The sequence below is a fragment of the Chitinophaga pinensis DSM 2588 genome (assembly GCF_000024005.1).
Lineage (GTDB): Bacteria > Bacteroidota > Bacteroidia > Chitinophagales > Chitinophagaceae > Chitinophaga > Chitinophaga pinensis.
Window position 1 is genome coordinate 8,510,235 of the sequence record NC_013132.1, and the last position, 20,485, is coordinate 8,530,719.

At 46.0% G+C, this 20,485-nt stretch carries 13 protein-coding genes; 6 read left to right on the plus strand and 7 right to left on the minus strand.

The features are described 5' to 3' along the window. Positions 1–33 precede the first annotated feature (33 nt). The 6 genes from CPIN_RS33660 to CPIN_RS33685 are packed head-to-tail and all read left to right on the plus strand — an operon-like array spanning position 34 to position 10,909. Positions 34–3,279 carry a SusC/RagA family TonB-linked outer membrane protein gene (locus CPIN_RS33660; RefSeq protein ID WP_012794360.1) on the plus strand — a complete coding sequence of 1,082 codons (3,246 nt, stop codon included), beginning with the start codon at positions 34–36 and terminating at the stop codon, positions 3,277–3,279. A 10-nt stretch (positions 3,280–3,289) separates the two neighbouring features. Continuing rightward, positions 3,290–5,206, plus strand: coding sequence for a RagB/SusD family nutrient uptake outer membrane protein (locus CPIN_RS33665; protein WP_012794361.1), 1,917 nt, complete (start codon positions 3,290–3,292; stop codon positions 5,204–5,206). A 36-nt stretch (positions 5,207–5,242) separates the two neighbouring features. Then, positions 5,243–6,502 carry a DUF5126 domain-containing protein gene (locus tag CPIN_RS33670; RefSeq protein WP_052306929.1) on the plus strand — a complete coding sequence of 420 codons (1,260 nt, stop codon included), beginning with the start codon at positions 5,243–5,245 and terminating at the stop codon, positions 6,500–6,502. A gap of 18 nt (positions 6,503–6,520) precedes the next feature. Next, complete coding sequence (locus CPIN_RS33675; protein ID WP_012794363.1) at positions 6,521–7,741, plus strand: DUF4998 domain-containing protein; 1,221 nt, start codon at positions 6,521–6,523, stop codon at positions 7,739–7,741. Between the two features lie 13 nt (positions 7,742–7,754). Then, complete coding sequence (locus CPIN_RS33680; RefSeq protein WP_012794364.1) at positions 7,755–10,091, plus strand: glycoside hydrolase family 95 protein; 2,337 nt, start codon at positions 7,755–7,757, stop codon at positions 10,089–10,091. A 26-nt stretch (positions 10,092–10,117) separates the two neighbouring features. Further along, complete coding sequence (locus CPIN_RS33685) at positions 10,118–10,909, plus strand: SDR family NAD(P)-dependent oxidoreductase (RefSeq protein WP_012794365.1); 792 nt, start codon at positions 10,118–10,120, stop codon at positions 10,907–10,909. A gap of 209 nt (positions 10,910–11,118) precedes the next feature. Here CPIN_RS33685 and CPIN_RS33690 read toward each other — a convergent pair whose 3' ends face one another. The 7 genes from CPIN_RS33690 to CPIN_RS33720 form a co-directional block, all read right to left on the minus strand. After that, entirely contained in the window at positions 11,119–12,024 is a 906-nt protein-coding gene (locus CPIN_RS33690) for a DUF3626 domain-containing protein (RefSeq protein ID WP_012794366.1), read from the minus strand. Between the two features lie 388 nt (positions 12,025–12,412). Next, positions 12,413–12,733, minus strand: a complete 321-nt coding sequence (locus CPIN_RS33695; protein WP_012794367.1) for a hypothetical protein — start codon at positions 12,731–12,733, stop codon at positions 12,413–12,415. A 101-nt stretch (positions 12,734–12,834) separates the two neighbouring features. Continuing rightward, positions 12,835–13,263: a c-type cytochrome gene (locus CPIN_RS33700; protein ID WP_012794368.1), complete on the minus strand. Its 429-nt coding sequence runs from the start codon at positions 13,261–13,263 to the stop codon at positions 12,835–12,837. A 69-nt stretch (positions 13,264–13,332) separates the two neighbouring features. Next, on the minus strand, positions 13,333–14,274 hold the full coding sequence (locus CPIN_RS33705) for a DUF4421 domain-containing protein (protein ID WP_187294721.1): 942 nt from the start codon (positions 14,272–14,274) through the stop codon (positions 13,333–13,335). 76 nt (positions 14,275–14,350) lie between these two features. Further along, positions 14,351–15,709, minus strand: a complete 1,359-nt coding sequence (locus CPIN_RS33710) for an alpha-L-fucosidase (RefSeq protein WP_012794370.1) — start codon at positions 15,707–15,709, stop codon at positions 14,351–14,353. 188 nt (positions 15,710–15,897) lie between these two features. Further along, positions 15,898–17,187 (minus strand): RagB/SusD family nutrient uptake outer membrane protein, encoded by a 1,290-nt coding sequence (locus tag CPIN_RS33715; protein ID WP_012794371.1) that lies wholly within the window; start codon positions 17,185–17,187, stop codon positions 15,898–15,900. Positions 17,188–17,206: 19 nt separating this feature from the next. After that, complete coding sequence (locus CPIN_RS33720; protein WP_012794372.1) at positions 17,207–20,329, minus strand: SusC/RagA family TonB-linked outer membrane protein; 3,123 nt, start codon at positions 20,327–20,329, stop codon at positions 17,207–17,209. Positions 20,330–20,485 lie beyond the last annotated feature (156 nt).

The following is a 20,485-nucleotide window of genomic DNA, read 5'->3' on the forward strand; positions in this document are numbered from 1 at the left end:
TTTCACTAACACAATTTCCCAAAAGACTGGTTTATGCCACGTATCCTCTCCATGTCCCGGTTACCCGGGGCGCTAAAACACGTATACCTATTAACGCTGTTTTCCACGTTCTTTGCCTACAACGCATTTGCACAACAGCCGGCCAAAATCACCGTCACAGGTACGATAACCGATTCGTCAGGAGCAAAACTCGAAGGGGTGAACATCGTTGCGGAAAACAAGAAGAACGTCGCTACGTCGACCAACCAGACTGGAAAGTTCATCCTCGATGTCGAACCGGGTACAATGCTCCGGTTTTCTTTCGTAGGTTTTGAACAACAGTTTATCAGCGTTAACACTTCTACCAAAGTAATCAACCTTGTATTGAAACCCACCACCTTTAAGGCGGAAGAAGTAGTGGTGGTTGCTTACGGCCGTAAACAACGGAAAGAAGCAGTAGTGGGATCTGTTACCTCAATCGATCCCGGTGCGTTGAAAATTCCATCCAGCAACCTGACGAACGCAATGGCAGGACAAATTGCAGGGATGGTCGCCTTTCAACGCGGAGGCCAGCCAGGTCTGGACAACTCCAACTTCTTCATTCGTGGTGTGACCACCTTTGGCTACAGTGCAAGTCCACTGATCCTTGTGGACAATATCGAACTGAGCGCCAATGACCTGGCACGTCTGCAGGTAGATGACATCGCCAGCTTCTCCATCCTGAAAGATGCCAGTGCCGCTGCACTGTACGGTGCAAGAGGCGCCAACGGTGTGATCCTGGTAACGACCAAAGAAGGTAAAGCAGGTAAGGCGAATGTAAACGTCCGTTATGAACGTTCTATTTCCCGCCCGACACAGACGGTGAAACTGGCAGATCCTGTGACCTACATGCGGTTGTACAATGAAGCGCTGACCACCAGAAATCCACTGGCAACGCCGCAGTATACACCGAATGACATCATCAACACACAGGCGACCATGGATAAGGCTCCGGGCCACAATCCATATGTGTATCCGGCAGTAGACTGGATGAAAACACTCTTCAAAGATCAGACTACCACACAACGTGCTAATTTCAGCGTGCAAGGTGGAACAGATGCTGCAAGGTATTATATCGCAGGTTCCTATGACAGGGATAATGGTATCCTGCAGGTAAATCCGGTGAACAATTTTAACTCTTCCATGAAGTTTGAGAACTATCAGCTTCGTTCCAATGTGAATGTAAAATTGACAAAAACTACAGAAGCAGTTGTTCGTCTCTGGGGTAATTTCAACGAATATACCGGTCCTATTACGGGCGACCGTTCCGGTCTGGCCAGCGACATGTATGACCGGGCGCTGCATACCAGTCCGGTAGCATTCCCCGCCTATTTTCCGGCAGATAGCGCCAACCTGCTGACCAAACATATCTTGTTCGGTAACTCACTGACCACTTCCGGCGGATTGCAATCCAATCCATATGCCGCTCTTATGTATGGCTATAAAAGCTTTTCAGAATCAAGATTGTCTGCACAGTTCGAGCTTAATCAGAACCTGAACTTTTTCACCGAAGGACTCGCCTTCCATGGCTTATTTAGTACCAACCGTTACGCCTATTTTGATCTGACCAGATCTTACCTGCCTTTCTATTATGATGTAGCTAACTATGACCAGCCAAGTAATACTTATTCATTGACATGGCTGAACAATCAGCCCGGTAATGCACAGGAATTTCTCAGCTACTACCCTGGTAATAAAGATGTGAACACTTTTCTTTACCTGCAGGGCTCAATCGATTACGCTCGCGCTTTCGGTAAACATAATATCAGTAGCGCCATCATCGCTACCCGCCAGCAGAAGCTGAATGCGGACGCAAATGATCCGGAAACGAACCAGCCATCATTACAATATTCACTGCCTTACCGTAACCTCGGACTGGCGGGTAGAGCGACTTATTCCTATGCCACCAAGTACTTCCTGGAGTTTAACTTTGGTTATAATGGTTCTGAACGTTTCTCTATGCAGAACCGTTGGGGCTTCTTCCCCACGATTGGTGCAGGTTGGGTAGTGTCCAACGAAAAGTTCTGGAAAGGACCAATATCCAATATACTGACCAGGTTTAAACTGAGGGGTAGTTATGGTCTTGTCGGTAATGATAATATCGATAACACCCGTTTCTATTACCTGTCTAATGTTAAACCGGATGACGTCAACGGACCGTCTGCGGTATTCGGTACTAACAACAGCGTAAGACTGTACGGTACTACAATCCGCAACTATCCTAATCCTGGCGTAACATGGGAAACGGCCCGGAAAACAAACCTTGCCGCAGAAATGACATTCGTTGACAAACTGAATGTGACAGCAGAGATCTATCATGAATACAGATACAACATCCTGCAACAACGTGGTTATATCCCTGTTACCAATGGATTGGAAGCAGCGGTTAAATCCAATGTGGGTACCGCTTATGCAAAGGGTCTGGATCTGAATATCAATTACAAACAGACCATCAACAAGAATTTCTGGGTATCCATACTGGCTAACTTCACCGCCACCGCGAATAAGTACGGCCGTTACGAAGAACCACAATACAAGTATGACTATCGTTTCCAGACAGGTCGTCCGATCAACCAGCCATTCGGTTATATCGCCGAGCGACTGTTTGTAGATGACAAAGAAGCAGCGAACTCTCCTACACAGTTGTTTGGTTCATCTCCGTTACCAATCGGCGGTGATATCAAATACAGAGATGTGAATAAAGATGGTATTATTAACCAGGACGACCAGGTACCTATTGGTCTGCCGACCACTCCACAGATCATCTATGGTTTCGGTTTCTCCTTCGGATACAAAAATTTCGACCTGAATGCTTTCTTCCAGGGTCTTGCAAGAGAATCTTTCTTCATCAATGCCACCTCAGAGGACGACAGATACTGGGGTAAATACGGAACTGCACCGTTTATCAATAACGCGCAGATCCTGCAGGCATATGCGGACGACCATTGGTCAGAAGAAAAACAGAACCTCTATGCGCTGTGGCCTCGTCTGTCCACTACTGACATCCTGAACAACCAGCAACAGAGCACCTGGTGGCTGAGAGATGGTAGTTTCATGCGACTGAAATCACTGGAGATAGGATATACCATTCCTAAAGACTTCGCCAGAAAAATGCATATCAGAAATATGCGTCTTTACTTCAGCGGTCTGAATCTCTTCACATTCAGCAGCTTCAAACTGTGGGATCCGGAACAGGCTGGACAGGGATTCGCTTACCCTATCCAGAAGGTGTTTAATTTTGGTATCAATGTCAACTTATAAATGATTGCAGATGCAAACCATCATAAAAATATTTATCAGCACAGCCTTATCTATATCTCTGCTGTCGTCCTGTAACAAATACCTGGATGTAGTACCTGACGATGTCGCCACGCTGGAAAGTGCATTTGCTAACGCGAATGAAACCCAGGCTTATTTATTCGGATGTTATGCAACTATGCAGGCGCTTACTGATATACGCCGTAACGCCGGCTTTACCACTTCAGGTGAGGTGATGTTCCCTTATCCATTACAAGACCAGACCACACTGGGCGGTGGCGGTGGAGACGCTGGTTTCAGCATCATGCGCGGCATACAGAACAGCGCCAATCCGCTTTTAAACTACTGGGATGGTTATAACATGGGAATTAATATGTGGCAGGCTATCCGTAAATGCAACATATTCCTGGAGAATGTACACATACCGCTTGATCTGCCAGAATTTCAACGTAAGAGATGGGCAGCAGAAGCAAAATTCCTGAAAGCCTATTTTCACTACTGGCTGATCAGAATGTACGGACCTATTCCGATCGTAGATGTCAACTTACCGGTGAATGCTTCTATTGAAGATGTAAGAATAAAACAACAACCGGTAGACTCCTGCTTCAATTATGTAGTACACTTACTGGATGAAGCGATTGTAGATCTTCCACCGGTGATACAGAACCTTGCTGCGGAACAGGGACGTATCAGTTCCACGATCGCAAAAGCCGTAAAAGCAGAAGTACTGGCGACAGCTGCAAGTCCGTTGTTCAATGGTAACCGCGACTATGCCGCCATGAAGAGAAAGGACGGAACACAACTGTTTTCACAAGCTTACGACGAAAGCAAATGGCAACTGGCACTGACAGCCTGCCGGGAAGCAATTGATGCAGCTGCTGCTGCAGGCGCTAACCTTTATCAACTGAGACTGAGCGGAGGTATTGTGCATATGTCAGACGAAACACGCAGAATGCTGACAATACAGGGCGCTTTTGTAGATAGCTGGAATCCTGAGCAGATATGGACATTGAATCCACAATTCGGCTGGCAATATATGGCGTCTCCAAGAGTCACTGCTGATGCTGCTGCGAATGTATTTGCCGTGTATTCCAACTTCTCTGTACCTATCGGACAGTCAGAGCTCTTCTATAGCAAAAATGGTGTACCGATCAGTGAAGACAGAACCTTTGATTATAAGAACCGTTACAAACTGCAGGCTGGTGACGATTCACATGCCTACTATATCAAAAAGGGCTATACTACTGTAAAAGGCAACTTCAACCGCGAGCCACGTTATTATGCAGATGTTGCATTCGATGGTAGTGTATGGTTTGGTTCCGGTAACCTGGACGACAATAATCCGAATTATGTCAATGCGGTTAACGGATTCGCAGCACCACCCGATCAGCTGCGTTATAATGCGACCGGCTATTGGGCAAAGAAACTGGTACCTTATCAGACGACCTTCGGACAAACAAGCGTACAACAGAACTACTCCTGGCCATTTATGCGCCTCACCGGCCTCTGGCTCTTATATGCAGAGTGTCAGAATGAAGTCAACGGACCAGGCGGCGATGCACTCCTCTGGATTGACAGGGTAAGAGAAAGAGCAGGATTAAAAGGCGTAGCAGAATCATGGTCACAGTACTCTACCAGTCCGAATAAGTACAATACCAAAGATGGATTACGTGCTATTATTCACCAGGAAAGAAGAATTGAAACCGCGTTCGAAGGCCAGGCAGGATGGGATTTACGCAGATGGAAAGAATTGCAGAATGTACTGAGTACGCCGTTGCAGGGCTGGAATGTGTTCAACAGAACAACGGAAGGTTACTATCAGCTGAGAATTGCACAACAGACTGTTTTCGGTGTAAGGAACTACCTCTATCCTATTCAGGACTACGATCTGCTCACGAATCCGAACCTGGTACAGACCCTTTACTGGTAAAGCGTCGCATCTATTGATCAACACAACATTCACGGTATGAAATTTAAAATGCGTCATATACAACAGCTGCTGCTGTTATTCTTTATATCAGGCTTACTGCCTTTCTCCTGTAAGGAGATTGACGGTTACAACGAAATCGTATCTACTGACATGACCAAACCGGATCCTGTCAAAGATGTAAAAGTGGTGAACTTTAACGGAGGCGCCTATATCACCTATACGCTGCCTAAATCATCCAATATCCTGTATGTACAGGCCACATACAAGATCAATGATAAGGTGAGCAGGGAAACCAAATCCTCTTATTATTCTGACAGTGTCACCGTCAGCGGTTTTGCAAAGAGTCAGGACTATGATGTGGAATTACGCGTAGTAAGCCGGGCACAGGTATCTTCTGAACCGGTGAATGTAAAAGTACATCCGGATACGCCACCTTATCTGCTGTCACGTCCTACGGTAACCATGCGCCAGGATTTCGGCGGCGTACAGATAGACGCGATCAACATGGCAAAAGCCAATCTGGGCATCATTGTTATTGCACCTGATCAGACCAACAAGTATCAGATTATCGCGCAGAACTATACGGATAAAGATACCATCTCGTTCAGTCTGCACGGTTATGATACCATTCCACAGAAGTTCGGCGTATATGTAACGGACCAGTGGGGTAACATCTCCGACACATTGCTGTCTACTATTACGCCTGTTTACGAGGCACAAATGGATAAATCACAGTTCCGTAGCTATCAGCTGGGAACAGATGCCAGAACCGGCTTCGGATGGTCAATAGAAAACCTCTGGAATAACAATACAGGCTCTCCGGGTTATCATACCGAACAACCGATACAACCGCTGGTATGGCCGGCAGTGATCACATTTGACATGGGTAGAGCTGCAAGGCTGAGCCGGTATACGATCTGGAACAGGGGTATTGATGGAAGTGGAACCTGGTTATGGCAGGCCGGTGCGCCAAGAACATGGGTATTGTGGGGACGTGAGGATAGTCCGGTAGATGAAACAATGCCGGATGAAAATCACCTTCCGCCGGTAGGTGGTATGACGCCAAAAGGATGGATCAACATGGGTTTCTTTACAGCACCTGACAAACCATCCGGCTTACCGAATCCACAGTACAACAATACCGATCTCCTGTTCTGGAACGCAGGTTTTAGTTACAACTTTTCCCTGAATCTGCCGAAAGTGAGGTACATGCGTTTTGAATGTGTTTCCAATATGGCGCAGACCAACAACTTCTTTAACGTTACCGAACTGTCATTCTGGGGCGATCCGAGATAACATTCAAAAAAGCAAACAATGAAACGATATAAAATAGCTAACATATGTCTGCTGGGCGGTTTACTCACCGTACTCGGGTGCAGCAAGAAACCTACGGACTACCGTGAATTCCTGAACGGGGAAGAATTAGTGTATCCAGGTAAAGTAACCAATCCACAGGCCATGCCTGGTAATGGAAGAATACAGCTGGTATGGCAGCCAAGTCCTGATCAGAGCATTGTACAATACAGGGTTTTCTGGAACAATGGCGCCGACTCACTCACTATTCCGGCATCTACACACAACACAACAGACACGGTAAAATGTACGATCCCCGGCTTGTCGGAATATGTATATTCTTTTACGGTCTATTCGTATGATGCAAAAGGCAATCGTTCTGTAGCAACAGAGATCAGCAATGCAAGGGTGTATGGCTCGGTATATACGGCAACACTCAACAACAGGCTGACAGATGCAGACAATCCTTTCACGGTGAATGAAGACAATTCAGTAACACTGCGCTTCGTTACACCTGATACGATCAACATTAACACCACACTGAAGTATACGAATCAGAGCAACCAGGAAGTCAGTAAATCACTGGCCCCTGCCGAAAGTATGCTCACACTGACCGACTATAAATTTGGTACACCTGTTCTGTATCAATCTTCCTATATTCCTGTGACAAACGCCCTGGATACATTCTACACACTGCGTGCTGACACCTTCCCGACTATATTCCGGCTGGTACAATGCGACAAGAGCCTGTTCCGGGAACGTGATATGTGGGGAGATATGGGTATCTACCAGTCAGATACCAGGGTCAGCAAACTGTGGGACGGCTCTGTTGGTCCGCAGGGATATCCGAATATCTTCCATGCGGATGGCAACGGATCGCTGCCAAGAACACTCAGCTTTGATATGGGAAAAGTCTATAACAACCTGGGGGTGATCGAAGAAACAGGAAGAGATTGCTGTAACAATCCGGATCAATTCGAAGTATGGGGTATTGCAGATATCGACAATGCGATTCCTGAAATGAATCCGAATGAATCAGGATGGAAAGATGCCATGATGAATAAAGGATGGACACTGTTGAAGGAAGTCATCAGAACAGACAACGGCAACAACGCCTACAAAACAAACCTGGTTGACAATCCTCCGCCGATACGTTATATCCGTATCAGGTTCCTCCATAACGCGAACGGAGAGACAAGTTATGTGAACCTGTCGGAAATTACCTTCTGGAACAAAGAATAAGCACGATAAACTGATGAAGATCTTAAAGAAACACGTTATTACCGCTATTGTCATGATGATGCCTGCTGCCCTCTGTAAAGCGCAGCAAAATCCGCTAACACTGAAATATGACAAGCCGGCGGCAGTCTGGGAAGAAACATTACCCCTTGGAAATGGACGACTGGGCATGATGCCGGATGGTGGCATTCAGACAGAAAAAGTTGTACTGAACGACATCACCTTATGGTCAGGGGCTCCACAGAACGCCAATAATTACGAAGCCTACAAGCAGCTGCCGAAGATACAGGAATTGCTGAAAGAAGGCCGTAATGACGAGGCACAGTCGCTGATGGACAAAGACTTTATCTGTACCGGTAAAGGCTCAGGAGACGTCCCTTTTGGCTGTTACCAGACATTGGGAGAACTACAGATACAGTTTGCCTATGACAAGGCCGACAAAGTGGAGCCAACTGCCTATGAAAGGAAATTATCCCTGCAACAGGCAATTGCTTCCTGTAGTTATAAAGTAAATAACGTGACCTATAACAGAGAGTACTTCACCAGTTTTGGAGATGACTTGTCTTTTATCCGGCTCACAGCCAGTCAGGCTGGTAAGCTGAACCTGCGTATCACTATGAGTCGTCCGGAAAAAGCAGCCACCCGCACTGAAAATGGCGAACTGCTGTTGTACGGGCAGCTGGACAGTGGTAACGATACAAAAGGTATGCAATACCAGGCAAACGTAAAAGCACAGTTGAAAGGTGGAACGATCACTACGGAAGAACATGCACTGGTGATCAAAAATGCGACAGAAGTGATACTGTATGTCGCAGCCGGTACTGATTTTCATAAAAATGATTTCAAAAAGCAGATCAGCACCGTGCTGGCGACTGCTGTAAAAAAACCTTATGAAGCTCAGAAACAGGCGCATATGCGTAATTACACGAAACTCTTTAACAGGGTACAGGTTGATCTTGGTAAAGGAACGGCAGGTACGCTGACAACTGATAAAAGATTAGCCGCATTTTATAACAATGCGGCTGCCGACAATGAGTTACCGGTACTGTTTTATCAGTTTGGCCGCTACCTCACTATCTGCAGCACCAGGAAAGGATTATTACCGCCGAATTTACAAGGCTTATGGGCGAACCAGGTACACACTCCCTGGAACGGTGATTACCACCTGGACGTCAATGTACAGATGAATCACTGGCCGGTGGAAGTATCCAACCTCTCTGAACTGAACCTGCCCCTGGCAGACCTCGTAAAAGGACTGGTAGCACCAGGTCAGCGTACTGCAAAAGCGTATTACAATGCACCAGGATGGGTAGCCCATGTTATTACGAATGTATGGGGCTTTACCGAACCGGGAGAAAGCGCTTCCTGGGGTGCTACTAAGTCTGGCTCCGGCTGGCTGTGTAATAACCTTTGGGAACACTACGCCTTCACCAACGATAAAAAATACCTGGCGGATATCTACCCGGTACTGAAAGGATCTGCAGAATTTTATAACAGTCTGCTGATAAAAGACGAAAAAACCGGCTGGCTGGTGATGTCGCCTTCTTCTTCTCCCGAAAATGCATTTTACCTGCCAAACGGTAAACATGCCAGTATCTGTATCGGCGCTACTATTGACAACCAGATCGTACGTGACCTGTTCAACAATATTATCACCGCCTCTACTGAACTGGGTATCGACGCTGACTTCAAAAAAGAACTGCAACAAAAGGTAGCCCTGCTGCCTCCTCCAGGTGTAATCGCGCCGGATGGCAGGATCATGGAATGGCTGGAAGATTATAAAGAAACTGAGCCACAACACAGACATATTTCACACCTCTGGGGATTGTACCCTGCTTCTCTGATCACCGCAGAAAACACGCCTGATCTGGCAGCAGCAGCAAAAAAAACACTGGAAGTAAGAGGAGATGACGGACCAAGCTGGACGATCGCTTATAAACTCCTGTTCTGGGCAAGATTACAGGATGGTAACCGCTCTTTCAAACTGCTGAAGGAACTGCTTAAACCAACTGCCAGAACGGATATCAACTATGGTGCAGGTGGTGGTGTATACCAGAATATGTTATCTGCCGGTCCGCCGTTCCAGATAGATGGTAACTTCGGCGCAACAGCTGGTATCGCAGAAATGCTGATACAAAGTCATGCAGGATTTATCAACATCCTGCCTTCCATTCCTGACCAGTGGAAAGCAACAGGATCTGTAAAAGGATTAAAAGCCAGGGGCAACTTTACAGTAGACTTTGCATGGAAAGATGGTAAGGTAACGTCTTACCGTATCCTTTCTCCTACTCCACGCAAGGTGAAAGTAAAAGTCAATGGCGCTATAAAAGAAATCACAGCCAGCAAAGGCTGATCATATCCGATACCCTCATTCATTATATGCAACTCCTGACCGGTAAAATAATCTTACTGACGGGCGGCTCCTCCGGCATCGGATTCGAGTGTGCCCTGAAATATGCCGAAGCAGGCGCCATCGTTGTGATCATATCCAACGATGCGCCTGCTCTCGCATCAACTGTCAATATATTAGGTCATCCACATCATGCCATCTTCGCAGACATTTCACAATCAGCAGACGTGGAAGCAGCCATCCATGAAACATTGACGAAGTATGGCAGAATAGACGTTATCCACAATAACGCCGGCATTGCCCATCCTTCCACTCCCTTACACGAAACCAGTGAAGCAGAATGGGACCAGGTGATGAACACCAATCTGAAAAGCATCTATCTGACCACACGATATGGCATTACAGCCCTGAAAGAAAGCAGGGGCTGTATTATTAATACCAGTAGTCTGGTAGCGGAAATCGGGCAGGAAAATCATGCTGCGTACACAGCTAGTAAAGGTGCGGTCAACACGCTCACCAAATCCATGGCACTCGACTATGCGCCTTTTCAGATCCGTGTCAATGCGGTAGCTCCAGCCGGTGTATGGACGCCCATGTTGAGAGAATGGGGGAAGCACCAACCTAATGCACAGGGATTTGAACAGTATATGAATGATATACATGTGCTGGGGTATTGTCCGGAGGGAGATGTTATTGCAGATGCCTGCGTGTTTCTGGCGTCGGATAAGGCACGGTTTATTACCGGACATATTCTGCATGTGAGTGGTGGCGCGGAGTTGGGGTATAGGGCGGCGATGCAGGCAGCGGATGTGACTTTGTAGACCCGGCGGAATGTTAATTTGGGTGGTTTGCTGAAAGCGTATTGTAAAAGCACTCTCATTCATTGTAAGAACGGACAAGGGGAAACGATAAAACTGAAAAATAATAGCAGATGTGGTCTCCTTTGTAATGGTATTACGAGATACGAAAAGATGCCTCTTACAGCTAGTCCCTCCCTACAAAACAAATACTCTCTGTAAAACACAAAACATTAAATAAACTGCACCGGTATTCCGAACTGCCTCCCAAACTTTGTAAAATACTCCCTGTAAGGACGTGCATCACGCTTACCACCATCTGACATGGCTACATTAGACACATACATCCGTTTCACATCTCTGTTAAAAAGGATCGCAGAATGGATCTGTGCTTCCACATAATCCAGCAGGCCAACCATATTGGCGCCAGCGATATCATTACCTGTTGCAGCTTTATATAGTGCTTTCAGGGTATTCTCCCGCATATTCAGGATAATACGATCGGGATGTGCATAATTCGCCAGTTTATCAGCAGCCTGTATATCCGTTCTGTAATTAAATGAATCCCTGTCAAGCAGTGTACAATTCAGTTTAACATGATCTTTCAATACCATAAATGAAGCGCCGTAATCTCCCGCTGCTCCATATTTATTATTCTTGAAGTTAACAGCTGCATATCGCGGACGCATACCGGAGGCAAAAGAGGGGTTATTACCTGTCAGCTGACTACCAAACTTCTTAATTCTGTCTATGACACTTTTTTCATTGTCTTTCATTCCCAGCTTTCCTTTTGCATTTGAATAGTCAAATAAGCGCTCTTCCGCCAGTTTGCGCTCAGTCATATATCCTGGCCGTTGTGGTGTTTCAAATGCATTCAATAACCGGATGGCAGGACTAGTGTTACTATAGAATTTATCCACAGAAAAATTAACTGTCAGGTCCGCGTCTCTGAGTTTGTTGACCATTCTCGTATATACATCTTCAGCCTGCGTAGGAGGTACTTTCAGTTCGGTTATTACACGCATAAGCCCCTGGAGGCCATCCAGTTTTGCGGTGGAGGCGATATTCTTTCCCGTCATAGAAGCTACATCTACTGCTGCCAGTCTGGCCAGTGCTTCTTCCCTTTCCTTTGGTGTCATATTGCAATCAGTTAAGACTGATACAAAAGTCATGTATTCTCGGGGGCAGGCCAATCCCCTATTCCGGGGAGGGGAGGTACCTTATATCGGGGATATGCACCCTCGTTACAGGCATAATATATGTGGAACATGCAGATATGTGGAAATGATATGAAGCGCATCTCTGTTGGTCTAAAAATTATTATAATTTTCATCAGCGCCAAAGAACAGCGGCCTTATCAATAGCAACAACTTAGGCAGTGAATGTTGCAGATAGAACAGACAATCATTGATCAGGGGTATGTAATCTTCAATAAGTATAGTTACTTGCCAATATACAATTTTCAGCAAAGAAAAAGGGGGCCGCGACGGTATATCGCGGCCCCCTTTTTATAAAAGACTTTTCAGGTTATTTATTTCCTAACTGATACTTCGGCATCACCAGCAGCCTTACAATTGTATGCGCTGACAGGGATAAAACAACCACCATTCCCAGGATCAGCAACTGTTTACCGGGTGTATCAAATACGTCCAGTATAGAGGAAGTATTGGTGCCAGCGAATAACATCGCCAGCAGGAAAACCAGTCCTCCACAGACCCAAAGGGTGAGGTGTGAATAGAAATACCGTTTCTTCTGATAACCTTTTTTTCCAAATGATGTAAACAGTAATACAACGTGGGCAATAAAGAAAAGCAGTGCCAGAATAGCAAGGGAGTTAAAAGCAATCATGGTCTTACATTTGAGTTGTGTGTTCTGTAATAGTTAATACGACAAATAGGTAGATGTATCTACTTAAAGATATTGCTTTTAACAATTCCTCCCAAACCATTTTAGTGCTGATGAGGTGCTTCTTCTCCTCCTGCTGGCTTCGATGCCGGTTCTTTCTGTCCGTTGTGGCAGGTATAACAGGTGACGGTCATGATCTGCATACCTTTCTCATCCTTACCAGACTTAAAGTACTTCTTATTAATACGGAAGGTCATTTTCAGCATTTCACGCGCCGTTTCCTTCTCTTCCTTTGCATCGCTGGCGAAGTCCATTTTCTGCGGATTGTCCGGCAGTTTAGCATGACAGTAGTCACACTTAACGCCTAAAGCCTTGTTGTAGCTGCGCATCTCCTTCATCAGATCGTCATGGCTGATGTTCTTAGGTAATACTTTCAGATTTTTCGCCTTTTCCTCCGGAGGTGTGGATAAAGAGCATAATGTCGCTGCCAGCAATAGGGCCAGCGGTACCAGGTAGGTCCGTTTGAATTGCATACATGTAATAGTTAAGCTTCCTAAATCAGGCAAGGAACTTACAAAATTTCCTGATACTTATAGCATTTATTACAAGAGTCCCAGTATTTTATGTTTAAGGCTGGGAAAACGGTATCCAACGGTAAGAGAGAAGTCGCTGTTTTGCAGATGCAGGTGTGCGGCGGGCAGGTGGTCCCGCGCATAGTCGTGGCTGGCACTGAGGTAGCTAAAGAAGTGATCCCCGTTATAGCCACAGTTGATCCGGCCAATGGCACTATACACAAGACTGATCTCTTTAGGGTTAAAACGGTTATCATACAGCGGATACTGACCGCCGGCGCCTACCAGTAAGGTAGGACTGATCGTCCAGTGTCCGTCTTCCATCACGATATTGCAGGAATAGCCTACATAACCGATTGCCGATACCCATGCAGGTTGCGGTTTTACCAGTTCATAGACCATGGAATCCTTTGCTTCGTCCCCAATGAGGTTAGCCTTTGCAAAGCTGAATTGCTGGTATTCCGGACTAATCATAAACAGCCAGCTACCGGCTGTCTGCCGCTGCAAACTACTATAGAAATTAGCCGCGCTATAGGAGAAATGCTTCGGATTGGTGAAAAGGTATAAGTTGGCGTCATACCTGCGGTAACGGATATTCTCAAAGGTCACCGGCGGATCCCTCCGGCGTCCACGTACTTCAAAAAGCATCCCGTCTACCCGTTGAAACCCGGCTTCCACACCAAAACGGTACCCAAACTGCGACAACTGAAGATTCCGGTTGCGCAATCCGGTGGTTCTGTCAGCCAGACTGGTATAAGGCAAAGTAAAATCGTAGAAAAGAGAAAGGTACTTGTAGTTCAGATTGAATCCGGTGTAGCCCGCATTATTCGCCAGTAAGCGGAAATACTCCCTTGGCGTCTTTTTCGTCTGGAAAATAAAACTGCTGCCGGAGTAACCACCATACAGCTGTATGTTGTTATCCTTTATGAAAGGTTTCACCCATGCAGTATCCCGGGTGTTCTGGGCGTACAAACAGCCTGCTCCTATAATTTGTATAAGCAGGAACAGGCTGATGTGCAGTTGTAGGTTTAATAAAAAGCGTTTCATTTCATCTCAAAGTCAGCTCAATCACTGGTATCTCCACCGGAGGCTTTTTCAAAGGCATCGTGAGTACTAGATCATTGCTGCCCTGATTTTCCTTTCCAATATACTTTATTTCTGAATTATCATGCAGGAATTGCACATATTTAACTTTTGGGTTAAATCCTGGCAGCACCAGTTTATTGAGTGGCCATGACAGTAAATGTAGGTATAGCTTACGGGTGGTCGGATTGTAGGTCAGCATCGTTCCGTTAGGCGCCCGGAACTCTTCTGGCGCCTGTGTACAGCCGTAGATGGAAGGACTGTTTACAGCCATCCACTCTCCGATTGCACCCAGTGCATCCTTTGCACGGTAGTCAAACAAACCCCGGGCGGTAGGACCTACATTCAGTAACAGGTTCCCTCCTTTACTCACAGAACCGATCAACAGCTGCAATAATTGAGACGGGCTCTTCCAGCTGTCTTCATCGCGATAATATCCCCAGGAACCGGAGAAGGTCTGACAGGTCTCCCAGGCTACCTTTTTGCCGTTTACAGTCGGCCATTCCGCCACCTGCGTCTGTTCAGGGGTGACAAAGTCAAAGCCGTCCTCATAGTCATTCAGGTCGAGGCGGTTATCCACAATAATCCCTGGTTGCAGCTTATGCATCATTTTCATCAGCTCCAGCGATCCCCAGTCGTCGCGGCCTTTACCGTTCTTACCAGGATAGGAAAAGTCCAGCCACATGATATCGATCTTACCATATTTGGTGAGCAGTTCCTTGATCTGGTTATACATGTATTCGCGGTATTTGCTCATGTCCTTTCCCTGATTCAGCCTGGCATAAGCGGTGTCGCTATCGCCAGCCGGCTGCTGCGGATGGTGCTTGTCTATCGTAAAATCAGGATGGTGCCAGTCCAGCAGGGAATAGTAAAAACCCACTTTCAGACCTTCCGCCCTGAAAGCATCTACCCATTCCTTTATCAGATCACGCTTTGCCTGGGTATTAGGGGCTTTATAATCAGTATATTTTGAGTCAAACAGACAAAATCCTTCGTGGTGTTTGCTGGTAATAACAGCATACTTCATTCCGGCGGCTTTGGCCATTTTAGCCCACTCCTTCGGATTATACAAATCCGGGTTGAACTGGTCAAAATACTGTTGATAATCGTCATTGGTCAGCTGTTCCCGCTTCTTCACCCACTCATGCCGGGCGGGTAAGGCATACAATCCCCAGTGAATGAACATACCAAAACGGTCATTGGTCCACCAGGCCATTCTTTTCTGCTGGTCTCCGGGTTTTTCAAAGCCAATCTTTTTCTGTGAAAAGGTTAACGGGCAATAACATAACAAAGCTGCCAGCAGCAATAGGTAGTGTTTTCTCATAACGGAATTAACGGTTTTAAAGGAAAGCAATCTTCACCTGTAATGGATACGGGGTTGCGTACCCGGGTTCCTAAAATAATAAACTCCTGGCGAAAAGACAAGGGGCTGACCGGAATCTATGCCGGTCAGCCCCTTTTTAAAGAATTAGGAATTAGAAATTAAGAATTAAGAATTGGGAAGCCTGACTATTAAAACGCGGGGTCAGGCGGGATGTTTGTATTATCATTCCTTTCTACAAATGGGAATGGTAGCCAGGAGCGTTTACGTTCAGTTACCGGTCTGTTGAAACGGCGCTGATCTTCAAGTTCCATACCGCTCATAAACAATTCGATGTGGCGGTGTTTATAGATCAGTGCCAGTAGTTCGTCTTTAGTCGCTGCATCTTCCGCCGGCAGGTCCGCTCCAACACCAAAGGCATCTGCACCTGGCTGTTTGGTCACTACTTTATTCAGTTCTGTAAGACCATTACCCAGATCGTCCTTACGGGCGTAACACTCTGCCTTGATCAGCGTCATCTCACCTGGCAGGAATACGGGAATACCTTGTGCCAAAGCGGTATAAAAGCCTTTTACACCGAATTTAGGGTTCGTACCTCTATTGATATAGAACGGCACACGTTTATCCGCTAAATCAGGCTGTAAACCTACCGGAAGCCCCATTGCCGAATCGACTATCTGGTAGATATTGTTGGTAGTGGTTACCAGTGTGAAGATCGGATTGGTGATCACCGTATTATAGTTAAATGTAGAAGTACCACTCACTTTATTAGCTGCAGCTAACGCTGTATCATAATCACCGGCAAAAAGCGAATAACGGGCCTTTAATGCATTCAGTGAGTTGACAATATTTACACCGGGAGGAATATTCGCCCTGAACCCGGCACTGATAGTGTCCTGCGCCAGTACATTCAACGCTCCATTGATAACACGTACCGCTTTTCTATAGCCTTCCTGATTGGTAATAAAAGGGACATTAGTGCCTATTGTATCAGGTACATTTGTCCAGAACATAGACATATTACCGATCGCCAGCGCTTTAAATAAAGATGCATACGCAATCACACCAGTCCGGTAGTTAACGTCCGGAATAATCGCGGCGGCATTATTCAATACCCTGTCTGCATCAAAAATGATCTTATTGGACACCGACCACATACCTGTCACCACCGCATTGGTGTTTTGCAGACTTGCACCTCCTGCATATAATTGTCCTTCATCGGCATTACCCGCATTCACTACATAGGTTTCTCCTGTAAGTAAACTACCGGTTGTGATAGATGTATATAGAATACTTGTTCTATTGGCTGTATACCAGTTCTGCAAACCGACTGTCAGATCCGCCAGTGCATTCGGCGAACTGATAGCCTGGTCATAAGATGGACCTGAAGGGTCCGCATATTCCTTTTTACAGGAAGCAGCAGTCAACAGTAGCACTCCTGCCAGAAAAGAACGGCTATATTTATTGAAATACATTTTCATAATTCTTCGTTTTGATGGTTTAGAATCTGGCGCGCAGTGCAACATTATACGTTCTTGGAGCTGGTACGCTACCAAAATCAATACCGCGCAATACAGTACTCTGACCTGCCGCATTCACTTCCGGATCATATCCTTTGTAGTTATCCCATGAATGCAGGTTACGTCCGCCCACACTTACTGTGAGATCGCTCAGACCTTTAATTTTACCGATATTATAACTGAGGGATACTTCTCTCAGTTTTACAAAAGAACCATCGTCCACTCTCCACTCCTGGATGTTGTAGTTACCCGCAATAAATCCACGTGGTAATAAACCCAGGTCTTCCTGTTCAGCCACTTTACCATTATCCACACCCTGTCTTGTTCTGAAGTCAGCATTGAATACGTCAACACCCTGTACAAAGTCAACCTGTGTATGCAGACTGAATTTTTTATAGGTGAAGTCGTTGGTCAGTGTACCAGTCCAGTCAGGATTCGGATCACCAATTTTTCTTTGTAAAGCAGTTACGCCGGTAGTTGGTGGCAAACCTGTATTAGGATCTCTTGCCGGTGTGTAGGAGAACGGTGTGTTCTGTACACCTGCTTCTGTTACAGGAATACCGGCAGCTGTTTTCAGCTGGTTACCACTGGCGTCACGTGCAAAGAAAGTACCGTAGAAGAAGCCAATCGGCTCACCATTGGCAATCGCAACCGGTGCACCACTCACCGTTGAATACAGGATGATAGACTGTCCGATGTCGATTGCTTTGTTTCTGTTACGGTTGAAGATAGCCGTCATATCCCAGTTGAAGCTCTTTGTTTTCACCGGCACTACATTCAATACTACTTCAAAACCTTTGTTAGAAAGAGACCCGATATTATCAAGACGGGTGCTGTAACCTTGTGTAGGTGCAATTGCACGTGCGATCAGCAGGTCTTTTACCTTTTTGGTGTAGTAGTTCACAGAAAGGTTGATGCGGTTATTCGCAAAAGCCATGTCTGTACCGAACTCCAGTTCTTCCTGTCTCTCAGGTTTGATATCCGGGTTGGTGTAAGTGGTCGGAGATGTAAACGAAGCCGCACCTACAAACGCCATCGCTTTGTAGGTATTGAAACGTCCATAAGCAGGGATCCCTGTCAGGTTACCCGACTGACCATAAGCAGCCCTGAGTTTGAACAGGTTCCACCAATTGGACACACCCAGATCTTTCCAGTAATCTGTACCTGACAACACATAGCTACCACTCAGTTTAGTATAGATCTGATTACGTTCATCCTGACCAAATACAGAAGAACCATCACGTCTTAATGCACCAGTTACAAACAACTGATCACGGTATTTGAAGTTCTGCTGAATGAACTGACCAGAGATAGATAGTTTGGTTCGTTCATCTGTACCTGGTATCAGTGTAGCTGCACCACTTACGGTTTGCACAAATGGTGGTAAACCTCTACCCTGTTGCAGTGAGTAATGCACATTCTGATACTGCAAAGAATAACCTACCTGTGTTACAGATGACAGGTCCGGCGTGATCTGCGCATTATAAGTCGCATTGATATCGTGGTTGATCAGGAAAGAATTATTAACACCGGTGCTCGCATAACCGTTCTGCGTAGGATCCAGGTTAGCGCCGCCGCCGAAAAAGGACAGGCTTACATTATAAGCGAAAGGGGGAATGAAGGTAGTACCATCCTGGCTATAGTTATCAATACCCATATGATAATCTATCGTCAGGTTTTTGAACGGCGTCAGTTTTAAACCTGCACCGGTGATAATCCTGCTGGTCTGTTGTTGTTGTTTAAAATCTTCAATGATAGAAACCGGGTTTACACGACCGCGCTCTCCGACTGCCACCAGGTTACCCAACGCATTTCTTTGTTGCAGATCGTAATAGTTACCGATGATGGTTACTGCATTCGTTGGAGAGAAGAAAGAGTTACCATCTGGTTTCTCGTTTGTCTTACTGTAGATATAATTTACAGAAGCATTGAAGCTCAGCCATTTGTTCAACTCCTGATCCAGGTTCAGCCGGAAACTGTAACGGTTGAAATCTGTATTTCTTACAATACCCTGATTGTACAGATAACCCGCAGATGCATAATACCTCGTTTTATTCTGTCCACCAGTTACAGATACGTTATTATCAGTACCAACACCTGTGCGGAAAATATAGTCCTGGTAGTCATAACGCTGTATCGCAGTAGTATTGGTGATAGTCGGTGTCAGAATGGTCTGGGTAGACACATCCGGGGTACCGCCAAACTTTACCGGCGCCTGGTTCACATCCAGTTTCTTACGCAGCTCGTTTACATTGAAGCTGGTAGAGAAATTCACTACAGGAGCACCACCCGCGCCTTTCTTTGTAAAGATCTGTACAACACCGGCGTTCGCTCTGGAACCATAGATCGCAGCTGCGGCAGCGCCATTCAGCACTTCTATACGTTCGATGTCAGCAGGGTTGATATCCACCATACGGTTCTGACCAACATTACCTGCAAAGCTGCCACCTGCATAAGATGCGTCGGCGTTGGTTACACGCGTAGTGGAGTTATCTATAATAACACCATCTATGATGTAAAGTGGCTCAGTAGAACCACTGATCGTACTGATACCACGCAGTTTTACAGACATACCACCGGCAGGATCACCGGAGTTCTGTGTAATCTGTGCACCAGCTGTTTTACCCTGCAGGGCAGTGAGCACGTTAGCAGTAGCGCCTTTACTCAACTCATCTGCTTTGACACTGCTGACATAACTCCCTAACTGTTTTCGGGTAGTACCGATAGAAGCACCGGTGATCACTACTTCATCCAGTTTGGATACGGACGTAGCCAGCTGTTGATTCAGTGTATAGGAGCTGGCACTGCCAATCTCCACACTACCTTCCTTCTGTGCAAATCCGATACCTGTAAATACGAGTGTGTAACTACCGGGGTTCAGATCAGCATTGATGGTATAGTTACCATCCACCGATGTGGTTGCACCCAGTTTTGTCCCCCTGATGGCTACCGTGATGCCGGGTAGCGATGCACCCGTTTCATCTGTTACCTTACCGGACAGCTTTACCTGTGCGAAAGCAGCAACGGCGGTAAAGCACTGCAGGACCAGCAAAAGCAGCAGATACCTGCACCTGGCAAGCCGGAATAATTGATACATTCTCATAACTAATTTTTAATAGTAAAGCGATAAATGAAGGCATGGTTTTCCCTTGTTCTTCAGAGGAATATTGCCTTGAATAACTGATTGATTACAGGTTGGCTGATAAGCGCATTTACGTTATTACAAATAGTGCCGGTGACATGACCAGCGTAAACTTTA

What these genes read in the sequence shown, in the direction of transcription:
- CPIN_RS33660 (WP_012794360.1), top strand. Translation starts at nt 34, where the DNA reads ATGCCACGTATCCTCTCCATGTCCCGGTTACCCGGGGCGCTAAAACAC.
- CPIN_RS33665 (WP_012794361.1), top strand. Translation starts at nt 3,290, where the DNA reads ATGCAAACCATCATAAAAATATTTATCAGCACAGCCTTATCTATATCT.
- CPIN_RS33670 (WP_052306929.1), top strand. Translation starts at nt 5,243, where the DNA reads ATGAAATTTAAAATGCGTCATATACAACAGCTGCTGCTGTTATTCTTT.
- CPIN_RS33675 (WP_012794363.1), top strand. Translation starts at nt 6,521, where the DNA reads ATGAAACGATATAAAATAGCTAACATATGTCTGCTGGGCGGTTTACTC.
- CPIN_RS33680 (WP_012794364.1), top strand. Translation starts at nt 7,755, where the DNA reads ATGAAGATCTTAAAGAAACACGTTATTACCGCTATTGTCATGATGATG.
- CPIN_RS33685 (WP_012794365.1), top strand. Translation starts at nt 10,118, where the DNA reads ATGCAACTCCTGACCGGTAAAATAATCTTACTGACGGGCGGCTCCTCC.
- CPIN_RS33690 (WP_012794366.1), bottom strand. Translation starts at nt 12,024, where the DNA reads ATGACACCAAAGGAAAGGGAAGAAGCACTGGCCAGACTGGCAGCAGTA.
- CPIN_RS33695 (WP_012794367.1), bottom strand. Translation starts at nt 12,733, where the DNA reads ATGATTGCTTTTAACTCCCTTGCTATTCTGGCACTGCTTTTCTTTATT.
- CPIN_RS33700 (WP_012794368.1), bottom strand. Translation starts at nt 13,263, where the DNA reads ATGCAATTCAAACGGACCTACCTGGTACCGCTGGCCCTATTGCTGGCA.
- CPIN_RS33710 (WP_012794370.1), bottom strand. Translation starts at nt 15,709, where the DNA reads ATGAGAAAACACTACCTATTGCTGCTGGCAGCTTTGTTATGTTATTGC.
- CPIN_RS33715 (WP_012794371.1), bottom strand. Translation starts at nt 17,187, where the DNA reads ATGAAAATGTATTTCAATAAATATAGCCGTTCTTTTCTGGCAGGAGTG.
- CPIN_RS33720 (WP_012794372.1), bottom strand. Translation starts at nt 20,329, where the DNA reads ATGAGAATGTATCAATTATTCCGGCTTGCCAGGTGCAGGTATCTGCTG.